This is a genomic window from Streptomyces silvisoli (assembly GCF_029269905.1).
Lineage (GTDB): Bacteria > Actinomycetota > Actinomycetes > Streptomycetales > Streptomycetaceae > Streptantibioticus_A > Streptantibioticus_A silvisoli_A.
On record NZ_JARJBC010000024.1, the window covers coordinates 94,365 to 117,943 of the forward strand.

3 protein-coding genes and 2 pseudogenes are annotated in these 23,579 nt (G+C 73.7%); 2 read left to right on the forward strand and 3 right to left on the reverse strand.

Annotated features, from left to right (window positions below):
* Positions 1–9: 9 nt before the first annotated feature.
* The 3 genes from P3G67_RS29565 to P3G67_RS29575 form a co-directional block, all read right to left on the reverse strand.
* The gene (locus P3G67_RS29565; RefSeq protein WP_276096221.1) at positions 10–18,663 is read right to left on the reverse strand and encodes a non-ribosomal peptide synthetase; all 18,654 of its coding nucleotides are present in this window, start codon (positions 18,661–18,663) and stop codon (positions 10–12) included.
* A 126-nt stretch (positions 18,664–18,789) separates the two neighbouring features.
* A complete protein-coding gene (locus tag P3G67_RS29570) occupies positions 18,790–20,142 on the reverse strand; it encodes a serine hydrolase domain-containing protein (protein ID WP_276096222.1) in 1,353 nt (450 codons plus the stop codon).
* Between the two features lie 97 nt (positions 20,143–20,239).
* On the reverse strand, positions 20,240–21,451 hold the full coding sequence (locus tag P3G67_RS29575; protein WP_276096223.1) for a cytochrome P450: 1,212 nt from the start codon (positions 21,449–21,451) through the stop codon (positions 20,240–20,242).
* A gap of 1,074 nt (positions 21,452–22,525) precedes the next feature.
* On the opposite strand from P3G67_RS29575, the pseudogene P3G67_RS36380 reads away from it, so the two are divergent.
* Positions 22,526–22,708 (forward strand): annotated as a pseudogene (locus P3G67_RS36380) (IS630 family transposase); the annotation flags it as partial.
* A 50-nt stretch (positions 22,709–22,758) separates the two neighbouring features.
* Positions 22,759–23,323, forward strand: a pseudogene (locus P3G67_RS29580) (integrase); the annotation flags it as partial.
* Between the last annotated feature and the right edge of the window lie 256 nt (positions 23,324–23,579).

Below are 23,579 nucleotides of genomic sequence, written 5' to 3' on the forward strand. Positions count from 1 at the left end.
GTCCGGTCCTCACCGTTCGTCGTGGTCGCCGTCGCCGCGCGCGGCGGCCTCAAGGTCACTGAGCACCCGCTCCTCCACCAGCTCCGCCAGAGCGGCGACGGTGCGGCAGACCAGCACGTCGCGGGGCGTGAGCGTGACGCCGAAGGCCTCGTTGGCCCGGGAGGCGATGTGCAGGGCGCGCAGGGAGTCGCCGCCCAGGGAGAAGAAGTCGTCCTCGGCGCCCACGGCCGTGCGCAGGGCCTCCTCCCACAAGGCGGCCAGCGCCTCCTCCGTGGGTGTGCGCGGGGCGACGTGGCCCGCCGGCTCGTCCTCGGGCGCTGCCGGGGCGGGCAGGGCGGCCCGGTCGGTCTTGCCGTTCTCGGTGAGCGGGAAACGGTCCATCACCACGAACGCCGCGGGGACCATGTGGCCGGGCAGGGTACGGGCGGCCAACGCCCGCAGCTCCATGGCGGCGGGCGGCTCGGCGCCCGGCTGGGCCAGCACGTGGGCCACCAGGCGCGGCAGCCCCGGCTCGTCCTCCCGTACGGTCACCACCGCGTCCAGCACGGCCGGGTGGCGCGCGAGGACGGCCTCGACCTCGCCCGCCTCGATCCGGTGGCCGCGCAACTTCAGCTGGTGGTCGGTGCGGGCCAGGTAGTGCAGTTCGCCGCGGGCGTCGCGCCTCACCAGGTCGCCGGTGCGGTACATGCGGGCGCCCGGCGGGCCGAACGGGTCGGCGGTGAAGCGCGTCGCGGTCAGGCCGGGGCGGCGCAGGTAGCCGCGCGCCAGGGCGGGGCCGCTCAGCCACAGCTCGCCCGGCACACCGTCGGCGACCGGCCGCAGGCGCGCGTCGAGGACGTAGGCGCCGGTGGCGGGCAGCGGGCGGCCGATGGGCGGAGCGGACCCGTCCGGTTCCAGGGGGGCGGACCAGGTGGCCACCACGGTGGCCTCGGTGGGCCCGTAGGAGTTGACCATGCGGTGGTGCGGGGCCCAGCGGGCGACCAGTTCGGCGCCGCACGCGTCGGCGCCGACCACGAGGGTCTTGAGGTCGGGAAGGGTGCCGGGGGTGTCCGGCGGCAGGGTGGCGAGCGCGGCCGGTGGCAGCAGGGTGTGGGTGATGCGCTCACGGCGCAGCACGTCGGCCAGTTCTGCGCCGAGCAGCGGGCCGGGCGGCGGTACCACCAGACAGGCGCCGTGCGGCAGCGACATGCACAGTTCCAGCACCGAGGCGTCGAAGCTGGGGGAAGCGAACGCCAGCACCCGGTCCTGGGGGGCCACGTGGTAGTGCTCGGCCTCGGCCGCGGCGAAGGGCGCCAGGCCGCGGTGGGTGACGACGACGCCCTTGGGGGTGCCGGTCGACCCCGAGGTGTAGATGACGTAGGCCGGGTCGTCGAGGTCCAGCGGCCGGACCCGGTCGGCGTCGGTGGGCTGCTTCTCGGACGCCGGCCCGTCCGGTGCCGTGAGCAGGGCCGCGACCTCGGCGGCGTCGAGGGCCACGGCGGGGGCGGCGTCACGCAGCATCGCCGCGACCCGCTCGGGTGGATAGCCGGGGTCCACGGGCAAGAACGCGGCGCCTGCCTTGGCGACCGCCAGCTGGGCGAGGACCATGTCGGCCGAGCGCGGCAGCAGCAGGGCGACGATGTCGCCGGGGCCCGCGCCTCGGGCGATGAGCCGGTGCGCCATGCGGTTCGCCCGCGTTTCCACTTCGGCGAACGACAGCAGCAGCCCCGGCGCGCTCAGCGCCGGTGCCGTCGGCAGGCGGTCCGCCGCGGCCTCGACCAGCGCGGGCAGGGTGGCCGGGGAGACCGGCGGGGTCATCGGACGTGCGGGGCCCCTGACCAGCCGCTCCCGTTCCTCGGGCGGCAGCGGGTCCACCGAGTCCAAGGTGGCGGTGTCCGGCGAGGCGGCCACGGCGTGCAGGGTGTGCAGCAGCTGGGCGGTCAGGGAGCGGGCGGTGGCCTGCTCGAAGTACCGGGGGTCGTAGCCCAGTTCGACACTCAGCCGGTCACCGGGTGAGATCACCACGGTGAGCGGGTAGTTGGTGGCCTCCCGTGCGTCCAGGTCCCGTACCCGTACGCCGTTGGCGTCGGCCGTCGCGTCGCCGACCGGGTAGTTCTCGAAGACCACAAGGCTGTCGAACATCGGTGTCCCGGCGGGCAGTTGGGTGACGTCGTGCAGGTCGGTCAGCGGCAGGTGGTCGAAGCGGCGGTCCTCCGCCCGTGCCTCCTGCACCTCACGCAGCCAGGCGCCGCACCGCGCGCCGCCGTCCACGGCGATCCGGGCGGGCAGGGTGGTGATGAACAGTCCGGTGATGGTGTCGGCGCCGGGCAGGTCAGCGGGGCGCCCGGAGACGGTGGTGCCGAAGCACACCTCCCGCTCGCCGCTCCAACGCGACAGCAGCAGCGCCCAGGCGCCCTGCACCAGGGTGTTCAGGGTGAGACGGTGGCGGCGCGCGAACTGCGTCAGCCGGGCCGTCTGCGCGGCGTCGAGTCGTCGCGACAACCAGGTGCCGGAGCGGGCCGCCGCGCCCTGGGCGGGTCTGCGGTCGTACGGAAGCGCCGTGGGCGCGGTCAGCCCGGCGAGGGCCCGCTTCCAGTGCTCCACGGCCCCGGCGGTGTCCCGGCCGGCGAGCCAGGCGGCGTAGTCGGCGAACGGCCGGCGCTCCGGCAGGCGCGGCTCGCCGCCCCGGGCGAGCGCGGCATGGCAGGCCAGGACGTCCGACAGCACGTGGAAGACGCTCCAGCCGTCCAGCAGCACATGGTGGAAGGTCCACACCACGCGCACCTCGTCCGGGCTCAGCCGGACCAGGGCCACGCGCAGCAGCGGCGCGCTGTCGAGGGCCAGGCCACGCGCCCGGTCGGCGGCGAGCAGCCGCTCCAGTTCCGTCTCCCGCTGCTGCGGCGTCAGGCCGCTCCAGTCGTGTTCGGTGAGCGGCAGGGTGGCGGTGCGGTGCACGGCCTGGAGCGGCACGGGAACGCCGTGCAGCAGCACGGCGGTGCGCAGTACGGGCGTGCGGTCGACCACGTGCTGCCAGGCGGCGGCCAGCAGGCCGGTGTCGCGCACCCCGTCCACCACGAACGTGATCTGCTCGACGTACAGCGGCTGCGCGGGCTCGTCCATGCCATGGACGACCATGCCGGTCTGCGTGGGGGTGAGCGGATAGACGTCCACCACCTCGCGGCCGGTGCCCACCAGACGGTCGACGGCCGCCTGGTCCAGCGGGGCCAGTGGGAAGTCCGACGGGGTGCGCCCGCCCGCGCCGGGCTCGGCGCAGTGCCGCACGATCTCCCGCAGCTCCCCGGTCATCTCGGCCGCCAGCCGGGCGACGGTCTCGCGCCGGTGCACCTCGCGCGAGTACGACCAGGTGAACTCCAGCCGCTTGTCGCGCACCTGACCCACGATGTCGATGAGATACGGCCGCTGCCCGGGCTCGTCCATGCCGCCCGCCAACGTGCCGTACGGCGTGTGCAGCAGGCCGCCGGTGGCCGGACTCCAGTCCTGCTGGCCCAGGTAGTTGAAGGCGATCCGCGGCAGCTCAGGCAGCCGCGCCTTGGCCGTGGGGTGCAGGTGGCGCAGGGCGCCGTACCCCACTCCGCCCCGCGGCACGGCGCGCAGGCCCTCCTTGACGGACTTCAAAGCGGCACCGGTGTCCCCCTGCGGGGGGACCGTGAGGGCGACGGGGAACATGGTGGTGAACCAGCCGACGGTGCGGGAAAGGTCGACATCGCCGAAGAGTTGTTCCTCCCGGCCGTGGCCCTCCAGGGCCACCGCCACCCGGTCCCGTCCCGTCCAGCGCGCCAGGACCCGGCCAAGGGCGCACAGCAGGACGTCGTTGACCCGGGTGCGGTAGACCTCCGGCACGTCCTGGAGCAGTCGGCGCGTGAGCTCCTCGTCCAGTCCGGCCGTCAGGGTCTCCTCGTGCTCGGCGGTGTTGCCTCCGGTGCGGTCGGTCGGCACGTCGGCGTCCCCGGTCAGGCCCTGCCAGTAGGCGAGTTCGTCATCGAAGCCGCCCGCCGCGGTGTGCCCGGCGAGCCGTGTGGCCCAGGCGCGGAAGGATGTCGTCTTCGGCCCGAGGTCCACCGCCTCCCCGGCCCGCAGGGCCCGGTAGGCGAGGTCCAGGTCCTCCAGGAGCACCCGCCAGGACACCGCGTCCACCACCAAGTGGTGGGCGGCCAGCAGCAGGACCGGGCGCCGGTCGCCAGCCGGGCGGCACAGGGCCGCCCTGAGCAGCGGTCCGGCGGCCAGGTCGAATCCGGAGGCCAGCCGGTCAGCCAGCTCGGCCAGTCGCCCGTCGAGGTCCTGAGCGCTTCCCTCGGGCAGCTCGTGCACGTCCAGGTGCGGTGCGCCGCCGGGCGCGGTGCACTCCTGGCGCCATCGGCCGTCGCCGACGGGTGTGAACCGCAGGCGCAGCGCGTCGTGCTGTTCCAGGACCTTGGCCAGCGCGGCCCGCAGCGAAGACTCGTCGGGGTCGGCGGCCAAGTGGAAGGAGACCGCCTGGGTGAAGGCCGCCGGATCGCCGGTGAGGGTGTCGAACAGCCAGTGCTGCACGGGGGTCAGTGGCGCCTCCCCCACGACGGGGCCCTGTTCCGCCGCGGCGACCGGGACCGGCAGGTCCTCGGCCGCGGCGGCCAGTTCGGCGACCGTCTGGTGCTGGAACAGGTGCCGGGGGGTGAGCGCGAGACCGGCTCTGCGGGCGGCGGAGACGATCTGGATGCCGAGGATCGAGTCGCCGCCGAGCGCGAAGTAGTTGTCCTGCGCCCCGACGTCCGGCACGCCCAGCACCTCGGACCATATCGCCGCCAGCGTCCTCTCGGTGTCGGTACGCGGCGGCAGGCCGCCGGCGGTGGCCGGGGCGGACCACACCGGTTCGGGCAGCGCTCGCCGGTCCAGTTTGCCGGTGGCGCCGAGCGGCAACCGCTCCAGCGGCACCACCAGCGAAGGGACCAGGTGGCCGGGCAGCGTGCGCGCCAGGAAGGAGCGCAGCGCGGCGGGCTCCAGCGCCGCGCGGCCCTCGGGCACGGCGTAGGCCACCAGCCGCCGGTGACCGCCGTCCTCCACCACCCGGGCCGCGGCCGCCGACACCTGCGGGTGCCGGGCCAGTGCGGCCTCCACCTCGCCCAGTTCGATGCGGAAGCCTCGCACCTTCACCTGGTCGTCGGCGCGGCCGAGGTAGACCAGGTCGCCCTCGGCGGTCCAGCGCACCAGATCCCCGGTGCGGTACATGCGGGCCCCCGGGACGCCGAAGGGGTCGGCGAGGAACCGGGAGGCGGTCAGACCGGGCCTGCCCAGGTAGCCGCGGGCCACTGCGGTCCCGGCGAGGTACAGCTCTCCCGGCGCCCCCGCCGGCACCGGGCGCAGCCGGTCGTCCAGGACATAGGCCCGGGCGCCGCCGATCGGCCTGCCGATCGGCGGGTCGCGGTCCGGGTCCGCCGGGTCGCAGGTCCAAGCGGTGGCGTAGACGGTGGCCTCGGTGGGGCCGTAGATGTTCATCACCCGGCACCCGGGGATGGCCGCGCGGACCTGGCGGACGGTCCGCGCGGGCAGCCCCTCGCCGGCCAGCACGACGGTGTCGGCGGTGGCGCGGACTGTGTCCTCCGCCAGCAGCCGACCGAGGGCGGAGGGCACCGCGCTGAGCAGACCGGCGCGCCACGGGCCGGGCCGCTCGGCCAGGGCCAGCAGGTCGGGTACGAGTTCCACGCACCCGCCGCTGAGCAGTGGAGAGAAGATCTCGAACACCGACACGTCGAAGTTGAGTGAGGTGGAGGCCACGACATGGCTCAGCCCCCGGCCCTGGAACTCGGCGGCGGCCCAGTCGGTCAGCGCCACCACCGACTGGTGGGCCACCACGACGCCCTTGGGGCGTCCCGTCGAGCCGGAGGTGTGGATGACATAGGCCGGGTGGGCGGGCAGCAGCGCCCGGTGCCGCTCGTCGTTCCGCAGGTCGGCGGCGGACGCCGCGGCCAGCCGCTCTGCGCACGCCGGGTCGTCCAGCACGATCCGCTCGAACGGCCCGTACGGCAACCGGCCGGCGGTTTGCGCGCTGGTCACCACCGCGTCGGGCCGGACGTCCTCGAAGAGGAAGGCGATGCGTTCGGCGGGGTAGGCCGGGTCCACCGGCAGGTAGGCGGCGCCGCTCTTGAGGATCGCCAGCAGCGCCACGACCAGGTCGGCGGTGCGGGGCAGGGCGACGGCGACGAACCGCTCGGGACCGGTGCCCGCCTCGACGAGAGTGCGGGCCAGCCGGTTGGCGCGCTCGTTGAGCTGCCGATAGGTCAGGCGCTCGGTGCCGACCCGCACGGCCGGGGCGTCGGGGGTACGCGCGGCCTGCTCCTGGAACACCTGCGGCAGCGTCCGGTGCGGCGCCCGGGTCACCGGGCCGCCGAACCGTTCGAGGAGGCGGCGGCCCCGCGCCGGGTCCACCAGGGGCAGGTCGGCCAGGCGGCGGTCCGGGTCGGTGGCGATCCGCGTCAGCAGCGTCCGCAGACTCGCGCCGAGGCCCTCGACCGTCTGCGAGTCGAAGGCCGCCGGGTCGTAGTCGAGCGCGATCGACAGGGTGTCACCGGGGGCGACCACCACGCTGAGCGGGTAGTTGGTCGGCTCCAGGTCGCGTTCCTGCTCCAGGGACAGCCCGTGCCGGGCGAGGGCGCCGCCGTCGAACGGGTAGTTCTCGAAGACCACGATGCTGTCGAAGAGGTTCGTGCCGCCCGGGACGTCGCTCCAGGTCTGCATCTGGGCCAACGAGACGAAGTCGTGGCGCCGCGACTCCGACTGGGCGGCCTGGAGTTCGCGCAGCCACTCCAGCACCTCGCGCCGCCCGTCGATCCGCGCCCGGGTCGGCAGGGTGTTGATGAACACGCCGACCATCGAGGTCACTCCCGGCAGTTCGGCCGGGCGTCCGGACACGGTCGTGCCGAACACCACGTCGTCACCGCCGCCGTAGCGGGACAGCAGCAGCGCCCAGGCGCCCTGGAGCACGGTGTTGACGGTCAGGCCGGCCCGCTGCGCCGTCTCCCGCAGCCGCGCCGAGAGCGCGGCGTCCAGCGTCACCCGTACCGACCCGGACGAGGAGGCGCGGTGTGCCTCGGCGGGACGCCGGTCGCAGGGCAACGGGGTGGGGACGGTGAACCCGGCCAGGGCTTCGCGCCAGTAGCGTTCCGCTCGCGCGGTGTCCTGCCGGGCCAGCCAGCGCAGGTAGTCGGCGAACGGCGCGCGGTCCGGCACGTCCGGGCGGCGAGCCTGGGTCAGGGCCGCGTACCGCTCGCACACCTCGTCGAACACCTGGGCGGCACTCCACCCGTCGAGCAGGACATGGTGGAACGTCCACACCATCCGCACCCGCTCCGGCGACAACCGGATCAGCGTGAGCCGCATCAGCGGAGCGGCGGCCAGGTCGATCCCGGCCCGCCGGTCCTCGGCGAGGAGTGCGGCGAGCTCCCGTTCGCACCGTTCGGCGGGCCAGCCGGACCAGTCGTGGTGGGCGACGGGCACGGTGGCCCGGTGCTGCACGACCTGGAGCGGTTCGGCCGTCTCCTGCCACACCAGCCGGGTGCGCAGCATCGGGTTGGCGTCCGCCGTGCGCTGCCACGCCTCGGCCAGGGCGTGCGGGTCGGTCACGCCGGACAGCGCTACCTGCACCTGGTTGACGTAGGTGCGTCCGTCGGGGTCCATGAGGCTGTGGAACAGCATGCCCGCCTGCATCGGCGTCACCGGGTACACGTCGGCGACCGCCCGGCCGTCCCCCACCACCCGGTCGACGGCCGCCTGGTCCAGCCGCGCCAGGGGGAAGTCGGACGGCGTGCGGCCACCGGCGTCCGCACGGGAGCAGTGGGCGACGATGTCCTCCAGCGCCCGCAGCATCCCCTCGGCGAGCCCGGCGACGGTCTCCTCGTGGTGCCGTCCGGTGCTGTAGTGCCAGCTGATCTCCAGCTGGTCGTCCTCGACGCGGGCCACCACGTCCAGCAGATGCGGGCGCGCCGACTCGGGTGCCTCCGCGCCGCCCAGGCCGCCGGGCACCGCGGACACCAGTCGCCCGCGGCCGGCGGACCACTGGAAGCGGCCCAGGTAGTTGAAGCTGATGCCGGGCATCGGCGCCTCGGTGAGCCGTTGGTCCCCGGCCAGGTGGCGCAGGGCCCCGTAGCCGATGCCGCGGTCCGGTACGGCCCGCAGCTGCTCCTTGACGGACTTCAGGGCGGCGCCCCAGTCCCCGTCGGGCACCTTGAGGGCGACCGGGAACAGGGTGGTGAACCAGCCGACCGTGCGGGACAGGTCGATGTCGTCGAACATCTGGTCCTCACGGCCGTGCCCCTCCAGGCCGACGGCGACAGTGCCGCGCCCGGTCCACGCGCCCACCACCCGGCCGAGGGCGGCCAGCAGCACGTCGTCGATGCGCGTGCGGTAGACGCCAGGCACCTTGCGCAGCAGGTCCTCGGTGCGCCGCTGGTCCAGACGGACCGTCACCGAACTCACGTCGGCCATGGTGTTGCCGCCGTCGCGGTCCACCGGAAGCGGTGCCGCGCACTGCCGGGCCACCGCCTCCCAGTGCGCGCGCTGGGCGGCGAACCCACCGTCCCGCGTGTGGGCGCGCAGCCGCCGCGCCCACTCCTGGACGGAGGTGGTGCGCTCGGGCAGGCGCACCGGCTCCCCGGCCCGTGCCTGCTGATAGGCGGTCTCCAGGTCCTCCAGCAGGATCCGCCAGGAGACGCCGTCGACCACCAGGTGGTGCGTGGCCAGCAGCAGGCGTGCGGGCCGGGTGCGGGTGGCCGTGAACAGCCGCGCGGTCACCAGCGGGCCGGCGTCGAGCTGGAACCCGCTGTGCGCCTCCTGCGCGACGCGCGCTTCGGTCTCCTCGGCCGCCGCCGCGTCCAGCCCGGTCAGGTCGCACACCGTCAGCAACTCCGGTGGGGTGGCGTCGGGGGCCGCGCAGTACTGGTGCCAGGACCCGTCCTCCCGCAGGACGAAACGGGAGCGCAGAGCGTCGTGGTGGGTCCACAGCGCCGCGAGCGCGCGGCGCAGCGCATCCGGATCGGGGTCGCCGGCCGTCTCCGCGACGACGGCCTGGTCGAAGAACTCCGGGCGCCGCGGCCCCGGGTCGAGGAACCAGTGCTGGATCGGGGTGAGCGAGACCTCCCCGGTCACCGGCGCGCTGCCGGCGACGGGCGCGCCGGTGCCGGTGGCCGCGGCCAGGGCGGCGACCGTGGGGTGCCGGAACAGGTCCCGGGGAGTCAGCGCCAGACCCGCGGTGCGGGCGCGGGAGACCACCTGGATGCTGAGGATGGAGTCGCCGCCCAGCATGAAGAAGTTGTCGTCCACGCCGACGCGGCCGACGCCGAGCAGCTCCGCCCAGATCCCCGCGAGGACGCGCTCGGCCTCGGTGCGGGGCGCACGGTAGCCGGTGTCGGTCGCCGCCGACGACCAGTCGGGGGCGGGCAGTCGGCGCCGGTCCACCTTGCCGTTGCCGGTCAGGGGCAGTTCCGCCACCGTCACGAACGCGGCAGGCAGCATGTAGTCGGGCAGGTCGGCCGACAGATGGGCGCGCAGGTCGGTCGCGGGTGGCAGCGCGCCTTCCCGGGCCGGGACGAGATGGGCGACGAGGCGTTTGCGTCCGCAGTGCTCGTACACCGACACGACCGCCTCGGCGACGGCCGGGTGGGCGGTGAGCCGGGCCTCGATCTCGGCCGGTTCGATGCGGAAGCCGCGGATCTTGACCTGGGCGTCGGCGCGCCCCACGAAGTGCAGTTCGCCCTGCGCGCTCCACCGGACGACGTCGCCGGTCCGGTACATGCGCCCGCCGGGCGGGCCGAACGGGTCGGCCACGTAGCGCGCGGCCGTGGCCCCCGGCTGGCCGACGTATCCGCGCGCCACTCCGGCACCCGCGATGTACAACTCACCGGTTACGCCCGGCGGCTGGGGCTGGAGCGCGTCGTCCAGGACGTAGACCCGGGTGTTGTCCAAGGGACGTCCGATGGGCAGCACCGCGGGCAGCGGATCGCCGGCGCGGAAGACGCGCCGGGTGGCGAAGGTGGTGGTCTCGGTGGGGCCGTAGCCGTCGACGACGGTGAGGCCGGGGCAGGCGTCCAGCACCCGGCGCACCACCGCACCGGGTACGGCCTCGCCTCCGGTCCACACCTCCCGGGCGCCGCACAGGCAGCCGGGATCCTCCTGAGCGAGCAGGCGGAACAGACCCGCCGTCAGCCACAGGCAGCGCACGCCCTGTTCGGCGATCGCGTGTCGCACCGTGGCGGCGTCGAGTTCGGACGGCGGGGCCAGCACGGCCGTGCCTCCTCGCAGCAGCGGGACCCACAGTTCGTAGGTGGCGGCGTCGAAGGCGTGCGGGGAGTGCACCAGGACCCGGTCGTGACCGGTGAAGGCGCGGTCGAGGGCGAGCGCGGCGACGTCCCGCTGGCGTACCGCGACCCCCTTGGGCGTGCCGGTGGAGCCGGAGGTGAACATCAGGTACTGGAGGTTGTCCGGGTGCACCGCGCGGACGGCCGCACATGGCGGCGTCGACGCGTCAGCGTCGCCGTCCACCCGCAGGATCCGGCCGCCGGGGAGCACGCCCTGCGCCGTCTCCTCCCAGGCGGCGTCGGTGAGCAGCAGATCGGCGCCCGCCTCGGCGCACATCAGCCGCAGCCGCTCCAGCGGCGCCCTGCCGTCCAGGGGTACGTACACCCCGCCGGTACGGGCGAGGGCGAGTTGGGCGACGACCAGCATGACGGAGCGGTCCATCAGCAGGCCCACGGGGCGTTCCGCCGCCACGCCGAGCGCCGCCAGCCGAGCGGCCAGCGCCTCGGCTCGGGCGTCCAGTTCGCGATAGGTCAGGCGCTCGTCCCCGGCCTCCAGGGCGACGGCCCCGGGCGTGCGCGACACCTGGGCGGCGAAGAGCCCGGCCACCGTGGCGTCGGGCGTGTCCGTGGCCGTGTCGTTCCACTCGCGCACCACCTGCTCCCGGCGGGCGGCCGTCAGCAGCGGCAGCCGAGCGGGCGACCGCCGCGCGTCGACGGCCATGGCGGCCAGCAGCACGGTGAGGTACTCGCCCATCCGGGCGACGGTCTCGGCGTCGAACAGCCGGGGGTCGTAGCCGAGGCGCAGGGCCAGCTGCGCGCCGGGGTAGGCGACGAGGCTCAGCGGGTAGTTGGTGGTCTCCACGCCGTCCAAGCCGCTCAGGCGCAGTCCGTGTGCGGCGGCGAGCGTGTCGTCGACCGGGTAGTTCTCGAAGACGACGATGCTGTCGAAGAGGGCGACCCGCTCGGGCAGGCCGGTGAACGTCCTTATCCGGGGAAGCGGCAGGTGGTCGAAGCGCCGGTCCTCACTCTGGTCCTGCTGAAGCCGCCGCAGCCAGGCCAGGAGGGTGCCGGTGCGCGGCACCGTGACCCGGGTGGGCAGGGTCGTGATGAACACACCGGTCATGGCCTCGGCGCCGGGCAGTTCGGGAGGCCGTCCGGAGACGGTGGTGCCGAAGACCACCTCGTCGCGGCCCGCCTGTCGGCTCAGCAGCAGCGCCCACGCCCCCTGGACCAGGGTGTTCAGGGTCAGCCCCGCGGTCCTGGCCAGCTCTTCCAGGGCGCGGGTGGTGTCCGCGGGGACGGTGACGCGGACCGCCTGGGTGGACTCCGCGCGGTGGCTCTCGCGCGGCTCGCGGTCGTACGGCAGCGCGGTGGGCTCGGTCAGGCCGCTCAGCCGGGCCTGCCAGTACCGGTCGGCCTCCGTGGCATCCCGCTCGCGCAGCCAGGCCACGTAGTCGCGGAACGGGCGCCGGTCGGGCAGGGCGTCCCGCTTCGGGGTGCCGTTGGGGTTGACGGACAGTGAGGCGTGGGAGGCGAAGACGTCGGACAGGACCTGGAACAGGCTCCAGCCGTCCAGGACCAGATGGTGGAACGACCACACCACCCGCACCCGGCCGTCGTCGAGCCGGGCGAGCACCAGGCGCTGGAGCGGGGCCTTCGACAGTTCGATGCCCTGGTCGCGGTCGTTCTGGAGCAGTTCGGGCAGTCGCCTGTCCCGTTCGGCCTCCGGCAGGTCGCGCCAGTCAAGACGGGTCACCGGCACGGGTGCGTGGCGCTGCACCACGAAAAGGGGTTCGGGCACGTCCTGCCACACGACACGCCCGCGCAGCACCGGTGTACGGTCCGTGACCCGCTGCCACGCCTCGGCCAGTGCGGCGGTGTCGGAGACGCCGTCCAGGACGAAGGTCAGCTGCTGGAAGTACACGCCGCGGTCGTCCGGGGCCAGGCCGTGGAAGAGCATTCCCGCCTGGGTGGGGGTGAGCGGGTGGATGTCCTCCACCGCCGCCGGGTCCTCCCCCACGATCCGGTCCACGGCCGCCTGGTCGAGCCGGGCCAGGGGGAAGTCGGACGGGGTGCGGCCGCCGGTGCCCGACCGTGCGGCGTAGCGGGCGAGGTCGGCCAGCGCGTCGGCGAACCGGTCGGCGAGCGCGGCGACGGTGCTGTCCTGGTGCACTCCTGCCGAGTGGAACCAGGTGAACTCCAGGACGTCGCCGTCCAGGCGCCCGACGACCTCCAGGGCGTGCGGACGTGCGGCCAGCGGGTCGGCGTCCAGTTCGAGCGGGCGGAACGGGCCCTGGTAGAGACCGTCCGGTCCGTCCGGCAGCGTGAACCGCCCCAGGTAGTTGAAGCTGATCTGCGGGGCCGACTCGGGCGGCAGTGCCCCGGCGGGCACCAGGTACCGCAGGGCGTCGTGGCCCAGGCCGTGCCGGGGCACCGCGCGCAACTGCTCCTTGACCCGCTTGAGGACGCCGTCCCAGTCAGCGTCCGGTGGGACGCAGAGGGCGACCGGGTGCCGGGTGGTGAACCAGCCGACGGTACGGCTGGTGTCGACGTCGGCGAACAACTCCTCGCGGCCGTGCCCCTCGACGTCCACCGCCACCCGGTCGTGACCCGTCCACGCGCACAGCACCCGCCCGAGGGCGCTCAACAGCACGTCGTTGACCTGGGTACGGTACGTCCGCGGCAGGGTCCGCAGCAGGACGGAGGTGTCCCGCGGGCTGAGGCGGACGGTCACCGAGCGGACGGAGGCATAGGAGTTGGCACCGGGCAGGTCCGTCGGCAGCGCCGTCAGGGCGCCCGCGACCGACTGCGACCAGTACTCCCGCTCGCCGTCGAAACCGCCCTCAGCGGCGTACTCGGTCAGGCGCTGGGCCCAGTGCCGCAGCGCCGAGGACTTCGCAGGCAGCGCGGCCGTCCCGTCGCGGCCGTCGCGACGGGCGCGGTAGGCCCGGTCCAGGTCCTCCAGCAGGACGCGCCATGACACCCCGTCAACGACGAGGTGGTGGACGGCCAGGTGCAGCAGCGGCGGGCGCTCCGGGCCCCGGTCGTGCAGGACGGCGCGCAGCAGCGGGCCGTGGCGCAGGTCGAAGGCGCCGAGGTGCGGTGTGTCGCCGTCCGGGCCGCTGTGGTGCAGCAGCCGCAGACGGGGCGCGCTGTCGTCGATGTGCCACCGGACGCCCTCGCCGCGGTCCTCGGTGAGGAACCGGGAGCGCAGCGCGTCGTGGTGGGCGAGCAGGTCGTTGAGTGCGTCCTCCAACGCGGCCGTGTCGACCCCCGCGGTCAGTTCGAGGGAGAGCGTCTGGGCGTACCGGCCGGCCTGTTCGCCGGCGCTGCCGAACAGCCAGCGCTGAATGGGTGTCAGCTGAGCCGGGCCGGTGGCCGCCGCCGCGGCCGGGGCGGCGGGGCGTCGGCTGTCCGCGGCGTCGGCGCACCGGGCCAGGGCGGCGACCGTCTGGTGCCGGTAGACGTCGCGGGAGGTCAACGCGAGTCCCGCCTGCCGGGCCTGGGCCACCACCTGGATGCTGAGGATCGAGTCCCCGCCCAGCGCGAAGAAGTTGTCGTCCGCCCCCACCCGCTCCACACGCAGGACCTCGGCCCAGATCGCGGCCAGCGTCCGCTCGGTGGGGGTGCGCGGGACGACATGGCGGGAGCCGCTCGCCGCGGGCCCGGGGTCGGGGAGTCGGCCGCGGTCCAGCTTGCCGTTGGGGTTCAGCGGCAGCGCGGACAGCACCACCACGGTGGAGGGCACCATGTAGTCGGGCAGGCTGCGGCCGAGCGTGCGGCGCACCGCCTCCGGTTCCACCCGGGCGCCCGGCGCCGGCACCACGTAGCCGACCAGACGGCGGTGGCCGTCGCTCTCGCGGGCGGTCGCGGCGGCCTCGGCGACGCCCTCGCAGCGCCGCAACGCCTCCTCCACCTCGCCCAGCTCGATGCGGAAGCCGCGTACCTTCACCTGCTGGTCGGTGCGGCCGAGGTACTCCAGCTCTCCGTCGGCGGTCCACCGGACCAGGTCGCCGGTGCGGTACATGCGGTCCCCTGGTACGCCGAACGGATCGGCGACGAACCGCGCCGCGGTCAGGCCCGGTCGGCGCAGATAGCCGCGGGCCAGGCCGCCGCCCCCCAGATACAGCTCTCCCGTGACCCCCGGGGGTTGCGGGCGCAGCAGCCGGTCCAGGACGTAGGCCCGGGTGCGGGCCACGGGCTTGCCGATCGGCGGCGCCTGCTCCGGCACGGTGTCGCCGGCGAACCATGCGGTGGCGTAGACGGTGGCCTCGGTCGGCCCGTAGATGTTGGCCACCTCGCAGGAGGGCATCACCTGCCGCAGGTCCCGGACGGTCTGGGCAGGCAGCGCCTCGCCGGCCAGCACGACCGTGTCCGGCTGGACGGCGGCGCCCTCGGTGAGCATCCGGGAGACCACCGACGGCACGCCGCTTACCAGCCCGGCCCGCTGCGGCTGCGGGGCGTCGGCGAGCGCCGGGAGGTCGGTGACCATTTCCACGGTCCCCCCGGCCAGCAAGGGGCAGAGCATCTCGAACACCGAGACGTCGAAGTTGAGCGAGGTGGACGCCACCACATGGGCCAGCCCGTCGGAGCCGAACCGCCGCGCCGCCCAGTCCGCCAGGGCGGCCACGCTGCGGTGGGTGACCACCACGCCCTTGGGGCGCCCGGTCGATCCGGAGGTGTAGATGACGTACGCGGGATGGTCGGGGTCCAGGGGCCGCAGGCGGTCGGAGTCGGTCGGATCCGCCTCGGCCGCCTCGGCCGCGGCGGTGGCCGGGAGACGGTCCTGCAGGGGCGTCCCGTCGTCGGCCGCGCAGTCCTCCAGGACCAGCGGTTCGCAGCCCTCCGGCAGTGCGCGCACGGTCTCACGGGCGGCGACCACCAGGGCGGGAGCGGCGTCGGCGAGCATGAAGCGGACCCGGTCGGCCGGATAGCCGGGGTCGATCGGGAGGTATCCCGCGCCGCACTTGAGCACCGCCCACAGCACCGGTATCAGATGCGCCGAACGCGGCAGGCAGAGCGCCACCAGGGTCTCGGGGCCCGCGCCGCGGGCGGTCAGCAGCCGGGCGAGCCGGTTGGCACGCCGGTTGACTTCCGCGTAGTCCAGCCGCACGGACCCGCAGATCACGGCGGTCCGGTCCGGGGTGCGGGCCGCCTGCGCCTCGAACAGTGTGGGCAACGTGGTGGCCGTGCCGCCCTGTTGGGCGCGGGCGGGCGGGTTCCAGGACTCCAGCAGGGTGCGCCGGTCCTCCTCCGACAGCAGCGGCAGCTCCGCCAGGGTCCGGTGCGGGCCGTCCGCCATGCCCTCCATGAGGCGGTGCAGATGCCGGCTCATCCGTGCCACGGTGCGGGCCTCGAACAGATCCGTGTTGTACTCGACGGTCAGTTCGCATCCACCGTCCGGGCGCGGCGTGAACTCCAGTACGAGGTCGAAGCGGGCCGCCGGGCGGGGCAGCGGGTGTTCGTCCATCCGCAACCCGCCGGGCCGCGCCGGGAGCGCCAAGGGAGCCTGCTGGACCACCAGCGCCTGCACCAGCGGGGTGCGGCTGGGGTCCCGGGGCGGGGCCAGTTCCTCGACCACCCGGTCGAACGGCACGCCGTCGTGGGCGAAGGCGTCCAGCACGGTCGCCCGCATGGCCTCCACGAACCGGTCGACCGTGGCGGTGTCGTCCACCTGGCCGCGCAGCACCACGGTGTTGGCGAAGAAGCCGGTCACCTCCTCCAGGTCCCGGCGGCTCCGCCCGTTGGTGATCGTGCCGAACGCCACGTCGCGCTGCCCTGAGTACCGGGAGAACAGCAGGGCCGCCGCGCCGGCGAAGAGGGTGAAGAGCGTCGTGCTCCGGCCCGCGGCCAGGTGCCGTAGCCGCGCGACCAGTTCCGCCGGGAGGTGGTGGCGGTGCGCCGCACCGGTGGTGGTGCGCACCGCGGGACGGGGGCGGTCCGTGGGCAGTTCGAGTTGCTGGATACCGGTCAGGTGCCGCTTCCAGTACGCCAGATCCTCCGCGTCACCGTCCGCGGACGGCCGCCGCCGCTCCCATACGGCGAAGTCGGGGTACTGGACGCTCGGCGCGGGCAGGGTGTCCGGCTCGCCGGTCGCCTCCGCGTGGTAGAGCGCGGCCAGTTCCCTGGTGAGGACACCGACCGACCAGCCGTCGGTGACGATGTGGTGCTGCGCGAGCAGCAGGAGATGGTCCTCGGGGGCGCAGCCGACGAGCAGCGCGCGGGTCAGCGGGCCCGTCGCCAGGTCGTGGGGGCGGCCCAGTTCCTCGGCCAGCAGGCGTTCGGCGGCCTCGGCGCGCCGTTGGGCGGGCAGCGCGCCGAGGTCGACGGTGCGCAACGGGATCGCGGCGTCCGGGCTGATCCGTTGCACGCCTTGGCCGTCTACGGTGGCGAAGGTGGTGCGCAGGGAGTCATGGCGGACCGCGAGCCGGTCCAGGGAGCGGCGCAGCGCGCCGACGTCCAGGGGCCCGCGCAGCCGCAGCGCCACGCCCGTGTTGTACTCGGTGCCGCCCGCGGTGAGGTCGTCGAGGAACCACAGCCGCCGCTGCGCGCTGGACAGCGGCAGCGGCTGGTCGCGCGGCGCGGGCGGGATCGGCTCCGGCGGCGCGGCAGCGGACGGGTCGTCGAGCAGCGGGGCCAGGACGGCGATCGTCCGGGCGGTGAAGACGTCACGGACCGAAAGCCGGACGCCCGTTTCGTCGCGGACGCGGGCCAGCAGGCGCGCGGCCAGTATCGAGTCGCCCCCCAGGTCGAAGAAGTCGTCCTGCGTACCGACGGGTTCGGCACCCAGCACGTCCGACCAGATGGCGGCCAGTGCCCGCTCGCTCGGGGTGCGCGGCGGGACATGGCCCACCGTGGGCGTGGGGCCGGGCGCGGGCAGAGCGCGGTGGTCGATCTTGAGCTGCGGGGTGAGCGGCAGTCGCTCCAGGACGACGACGGCGGAGGGCACCATGTGCGCCGGCAGGGCCGCGGCGATCGCGGCGCGCAACCGCGCGGGCTCGGGGGCGTCTTCCGGATCCGCGGGGGTGACGTAGCCGACCAGCCGTTGTCGGCCCGGCTCGTCCTCACGCACCACCACCACGGCTTCGCGCACCCCGGCGTGGCGCAGTAGCGCCGCCTCGATCTCGCCCGGTTCGATGCGGAAGCCACGTACCTTGACCTGGCGGTCCAGCCTGCCGAGGAACTCCAACTCGCCGTCGGCGTTCCAGCGCGCCCGGTCTCCGGTGCGGTAGAGGCGGGCGCCGGGCGGCCCGAAGGGACTGGCGACGAAGCGGGTGGCGGTCAGGCCCGGGCGGCCGAGATAGCCCCGGGCCACGCCGTCCCCGCCCACGTACAACTCCCCCTCGGCGCCCACCGGTACCGGCCGCATCGCCTCGTCGAGCACGTGCGCCTGCGTACCGGGCAGCGGGGTGCCGATGCTGGGGGCGCCGTCTCCGGCGACCAGCGGTCCGGTCCAGGTGGCCACGATGGTGGCCTCGGTCGGCCCGTACGAATTGATCATGCGGCGCCGACGTGCCCAGCGGTCGACCAGTGCGGCCGGGCAGGCTTCGGCCCCCACGATCAGCGTGCGCAGATGCGGCGCGCCACCGCGCCCGTCCGGGTCGGGGAGGGTGGCGAGGGCGGCGGGCGGGATGAGGGCATGGGTGATGCGGTACTCGTCCAGGACGCCGGCGAGTTCGTCGCCCAGCCACGGGCTGTCCGGCGGCACGACCAGCGTCGCGCCGCTCAGGACGGAGATGCACAGCTCCAGGACGGAGGCGTCGAAGCTGGGGGACGCGAACTGCAGCACACGGTCGCCGGGGCCCACGGCGTAACGCTCCGCGGCGGCCTGCGCGAAGCCGCCGATGCCCCGGTGAGTGACCGTCACGCCCTTGGGCGTCCCGGTGGAGCCCGAGGTGTAGATGACATAGGCCGCGTGGTCCGCCCGCACCGTCGCGCGCGGGCCCGCGGATCGTCGGCCGGTACCCATGAGGCGGCGGACGTCGGCCAGGTCGTCGAGTACCACGGCGGGTGCGGCGTCGGCCAGCATGAGGGCGCGGCGCTCGGCTGGATAGTCGGGGTCCACGGGCAGGAAGGCGGCACCCGCCCGGGCCACGGCCAGCTGTGCCGCGACCAGTTCCATGGAGCGCGGCAGCACGAGCGCCACCGTCCTGTCGGGTCCGGCCCCCCGCCGCACGAGGTCGTCGGCCAGGCGCTCGGCGCGCGCCGCAAGCTCCTCGTAGGACCAGGTGCGCTGGCCGTCGGTCACCGCGGGCGCCTGCGGCGTCCGGTCGGCCCACGCGGTGAACAGCTCACCGAGCGGCGGGTGCGGCGCCGGACGGGCCGAGGGGCTTCCCGGGGCGGCGGCGTGATCGGGCCGCGCCAGGGGGGACGTCGCCGGCGTGTCGTGGAGGTCCGTCATGGGGAGAAGTCCTTCGGGACGGGGACGATGCGATGCGCGCGGAGTCGTGCGGGCCGCGCCCGGCGGAGCGGTGCGCCGGGCGGGTCCGCGCGTGCGGAGCGGGTGTGCTGAGGGGTGGACCGCGCTTCAGGCGGCTGTGGCGCGGCGAGCGACGCGTCCGGAGATCTGCACGCGGTCGATGGCGCCGGTGGCCGGGTCTCGGTGGAAACGCCCGCCGGGCTCTGGCCGTCTGGTGGCCGGGTCCACCAGATCGCAGGTCAGGTCCGGATAGCAGACCAGGGGCAGCGGCCGGTCGCCGTCCACGGCCAGCACGGGGGAGCCGGCCGCGTCGAGAGTGATCCGGTACTCCGTACGGCCGTTGCGGTACGTGCCGGCGCACTCGGTGAGCACGACGGGTTGGCCGCGGTGCGCGGGGGCCGGAGCGGTCGGCACCCGTACACCGGTGATCCGGTGGAGGTCGTCAGCGAGGTCGCGCCACAGCGCGGTCGCGCCGCTGGAGTTGCCGGTGAAGGCGACCACCACTCCACTGTCCGGCTCCGCCCGCAGATGGCACGAGGTGCCCTGGGCGTTCCCGTCGTGGCCGCACCACCAGCGGCCGTCCCGCTGGAACAGCGCCAGGCCCAGCCCCCAGGCATCCGCCAGGGCGCCCGGTTCGGCGGCCGGTTCGGGACGGCGCATCATCGCGGCGACGGGGGCGGGCAGCACGTCTTCGGAGCGGCCCACCAGGGCCCTGCCCAGAGCCGCCAGGTCCAGGGCACTCGCCAGCAGGGCACCCGCTGGCGCCTCCACCGGGGCCAGGTTCTGCCGCGCCGTACGCGCTCGGCCGGACACCGTGTTGCGGGCGTGGCCGGCGGCGGTGGTGCGGTCGGGGGCAATGTCGCCGAGGAAGGCGGGCACGGTGCCCAGGGGATCCAGGAGCATCGCCCGGATCGCTTCCTGCCAGGTCATACCCGTCACCTCCGCCACCAGTCGTCCGGCGGCGACGTAGCCGGCGTTGGAGTAGGAGAAGTCCGCTCCCGGGCGGAACAGGGTGTCGCGGGGGGTGCAGACCTCCGCCAGGTAGCGGGAGACGGTGGTGCCGACCGCCGTGTCCGAGTCGGGGCCGGTCGGCAGGCCGCCGGTGTGGCTCAAGAGGTGGCGCACCGTCAGGTCAGGTAACGCCCGCAGCTCCGGAAGGAACAGGGCGGCCGGATCGTCCAGAGCGAGGTCGCCGTCGTCGACGAGAAGCAGCACGGCGGCGGCGGTGTAGGTCTTGGTGACCGATCCCAGCGGAACGGCGGTGTCCACGGTGAACGTGGTGCCGGCGGCGGCATCGGCCGTGCCAGTGCACACACTGAGGACGCGCGTCCCGGTATCCACGGCAAGTTGGGCTCCGGGGACCCGGTGGGCGAGCGCGAGGGTCTCCAGGCGCTCCTGTAAGGCCCGATGCGGGGAGAGCGGTCCCCGATCAATGACGGGAGCGGTGGTGGTGTAGGGCATGAGCAGGGGACTCCAGATGGCTGGGACTCATGAAAGCGGCCCGCGGGCCCGCCAGGGGAGCGGAGCGGGACCAGGCCGCACGACAACCTGGCGCGCACTACGGCCTGGTGACCTCCACAGGCAGATGGCGTACGCCGACGATGACGGAGGGGTTCTGGAAGGTGATGTCGTCGTGGGATGGCACGACGATCGAGCAGAAACGATTAAGCAGCAGGTTCAGAGCGATCCGCGCCTCCAGCCGGGCGAGCGGCGCGCCGAAGCAGAAGTGGATGCCGTGACCGAAGGTCAGATGGGGATTCGGACTTCGGGTCACGTCGAAGGCTTCGGGCGCGGTGAAGCGGGCTGGGTCGCGGTTGGCGGCACCCAGATGAACCATGAGAAGACTGTCGGGCGGGATCTCGTGACCACTGAGCACCACGGGCCGGGCGGTGCGGCGCCCCAGCTCGGGGAAGGGCGGCAGCCAGCGCAGCACCTCCTCCACGGCGTCCGGCACCTTCCCGGGATCGTCGCGCAGAACGCCGAGCGTGCCGGGGTGCCGGTCGAAGGTGACCAGGGCGTTTCCCAGCAGCGCCGTTGTGGTGATGTGCCCGGCGACCAGCAGCAGGGCGACGAACCCGACGATCTCCTGGTCCCTCAGGCGGACACCGTCCACCTCCGCGGTGAGGAGCTTGCTGGTGAGGTCGTCTCCGGGGTGCGCGCGGCGGTGGCGGATGTGGCCGAGAACGTAGTCGTTCATCTCGCGCACGGTCGGGGCGATGGCCTCCAGTGCCCGCTCCAGGTCGGCCATGTCGGGCGCCTCGCCCAGTTGGTCCCCACTGAACAGGGTGCTCGCCCACTCCTGGAAGAGCCGGTGGTCGCCGGCGGGCACGCCGAGCAGTTCGGCGATGACGATGATGGGGAGCGGGTAGGCCAGTGCGTCGACCACATCGAAGCGGTCGCGGTCCGCGACGGCGTCCAACAACCGCGCGCACACCGCCTCGATGCGCGGCGCCAGTCCGTGCACCACGCGCGGAGTGAACGCCTGGCTCACCAGAGTGCGCAGCTTGCGGTGCTCCGGGGGGTCCATACCGACGAAGTTGCCCTGGCGGAACGCCTCGAAGTCCTGCTGGGTGGGGGCGATCGGGGAGAGATCAGAGGAGTACGTCACCGGGTCCGCCAGAACGGCGGCGACATCCGCGTATCCGACCACCCGCCATACGCCCTGCGCGTCGTCGTACCCGACGGGTCCGGCCGCGCGTAAGGACTGCCAGCGGTCCGGTAGCACGTCTAAGACCGAGGGGGTCTGCGTCAGCTGTTCACTGGCCACCATTTCTCCCTTGGATCGCGGCGCGCAGGCGAGAGGTTCCGCACAACGGCGGGCACGGCGCGCCGCACGACCGTACGAGCACGCAGGCCACGGGGCCCGAGCCTGGGGAGAGCGGCGCAGCCGCGACGTGCTCCCCGGCCTGGCGGCCCCAGGCGAACCGCACTGTCTTCTGCTAACTCCACTGCCCCGAGCGCGAAGTGGCCGCGCAGCGGAGCGAGGGCGCGCTTCCGGTGTACGAGCAGCCGTCACACGCCCGTCATGAGGTGGTACGAGCCCGGTCGCTCCAGCGGCGGTCTGCACTCCGGCCTTGCATGCTCCAACGGAACACGCTGGGCCCCCACCTCACGGACCCGGGCCGGCATCGCACCCCCGGGCCACCGTTAGCGCGACCGTCGGGCATGGCTTCGACCCAAACACATCATGGTCGCTGGCGGCGCAGCCAAGTACCGGAGGTACGCGGCATGTAAAGAGGCCCGAGTAACGCTGCCACACAATTGACACAATGCGCACTACACGCCCTTCTCCCCGTCGAACTCCGGCACAGTCTTCACGGCGAGTCACCCCGTGGCAACCCCTGACGTTGAGTCGAAGTGCCTTTTTGTCGAGCACTTACCAGGACCTATCGTGCGATTTAAGCGGGCCCCACCGTACAACGGTCCTGTCGGATCGTCGCCCAGCGACTGCCCTGCCGACGAGTCGTCAAACGCAGCCCTTGAAAACTACGTCCCACCACTGTCTCGCGCCCCGCACTTCCACAACTTCCCCCTGTAAGCCCTGGTCAGCGCACCGGTTCACACCCAGCCGCCCGCCGGACACGCTTGCGGCCGTCTCCACGACCCACGCGACCGCCAGCCCCGCAGCCCAACACACTCGGCCCCGCAGGCACCAACCCCACGCACCGGAGCTCTAGAAGCGCACCGGGCGCATAAACCACACCACGTGCGCCCGCGCATGCACCCGCGGAATTCAGTTGCCGTACGCACAGGCCTTGACAACGAACGACAGCTTGCCTGGCCAACTGGTGAGGTTTTCGGTTCGGGGTGATGGTGATCTCGCTGGTGGGTGTATCCCGGTGTTATGCGGTATCCCGATGGAGGCGGTCTGACCGCGAAGCAGCGGGCTGCGCGGGAGCAAGTACGGTTCGAGGCTGCCGAGTTATTCGTGCAAGGGGTGACGCCGCCGCAGGTCGCGTGGCGATTACGGATCTCCCGCAAGTCCTGCGGGTGCCGAAAACCCTATCCATGGCCTGCGGCCTGCAGGGTCTTGCGAACGCCGGCGGTCGCCTGGCAGGCATGTCAGGCTGATCGATCGTGCTGTTGCGGCTGCCCCACCTCGCCGTGTCGAGCGTCTTCGCCCTCATACGGCTGCTTCCAATGAGCGACGCCGACAAGGACATCGAAATATTGACGCTGCGCCCCCAACTGGCGGGCCTGCAACGGCAGATCGTCAGGCCACGCGTCACCCCGGCGGACCGCGCCTTCCTGGCTGCGCTCCTCCACCAGTTGCCTCGAGCCGGCTGCGGAAGCTCCACCTGATCGTCTCCCCGGACACGATCCTGCGGTGACACCGGAACCTCATCCGACGCCGCCATGCCCGCATCTCCCGTCGCAAGCGGCCTGGCCGTCCGGCCACCCGCCGCGCCATCCAGGCCTGATCCTGCGCCTGGCCCGGGAAAACTGCGGGTGGGGCTACAGAAGGTTCCACGGCGAACTCGCCGTGCTGGGCATCAAGGTCGCACCCTCCACCGTATGGGAGATTCTGCAGGCGCACGGGATCGATCCCGCGCCCAAACGTGACCGCCAGACCTGGGCCGCGTTCCTGCGCGGCCAGGCCCACGCCATCCTGGCCTGCGACTTCTTCACCGCCATGCCGCTTGAACTGCATGGATGAGGCTTTCCGCAGGCACAATGCTGCTCGTGCTGGCTCATCGTGGCCTCCCACGGCGTGTCGGTCGCGACTTCGCGACCTGCCTTCAAACGCAGTCTCACACCACCGTCCAGGGCCACATACGGCACTTGGCCCCAAATTCGGAGTGTTCAGGCAACGGTCGTCGAAGCTCGCATCTCCGGACGACAGGTGACCGCCCGTACGGGAATCTGGAAGAGGTGACCGGAGCAGAGGCTCACCGTGA

What these genes read in the sequence shown, in the direction of transcription:
- P3G67_RS29565 (WP_276096221.1), bottom strand. Translation starts at nt 18,663, where the DNA reads ATGACGGACCTCCACGACACGCCGGCGACGTCCCCCCTGGCGCGGCCC.
- P3G67_RS29570 (WP_276096222.1), bottom strand. Translation starts at nt 20,142, where the DNA reads ATGCCCTACACCACCACCGCTCCCGTCATTGATCGGGGACCGCTCTCC.
- P3G67_RS29575 (WP_276096223.1), bottom strand. Translation starts at nt 21,451, where the DNA reads ATGGTGGCCAGTGAACAGCTGACGCAGACCCCCTCGGTCTTAGACGTG.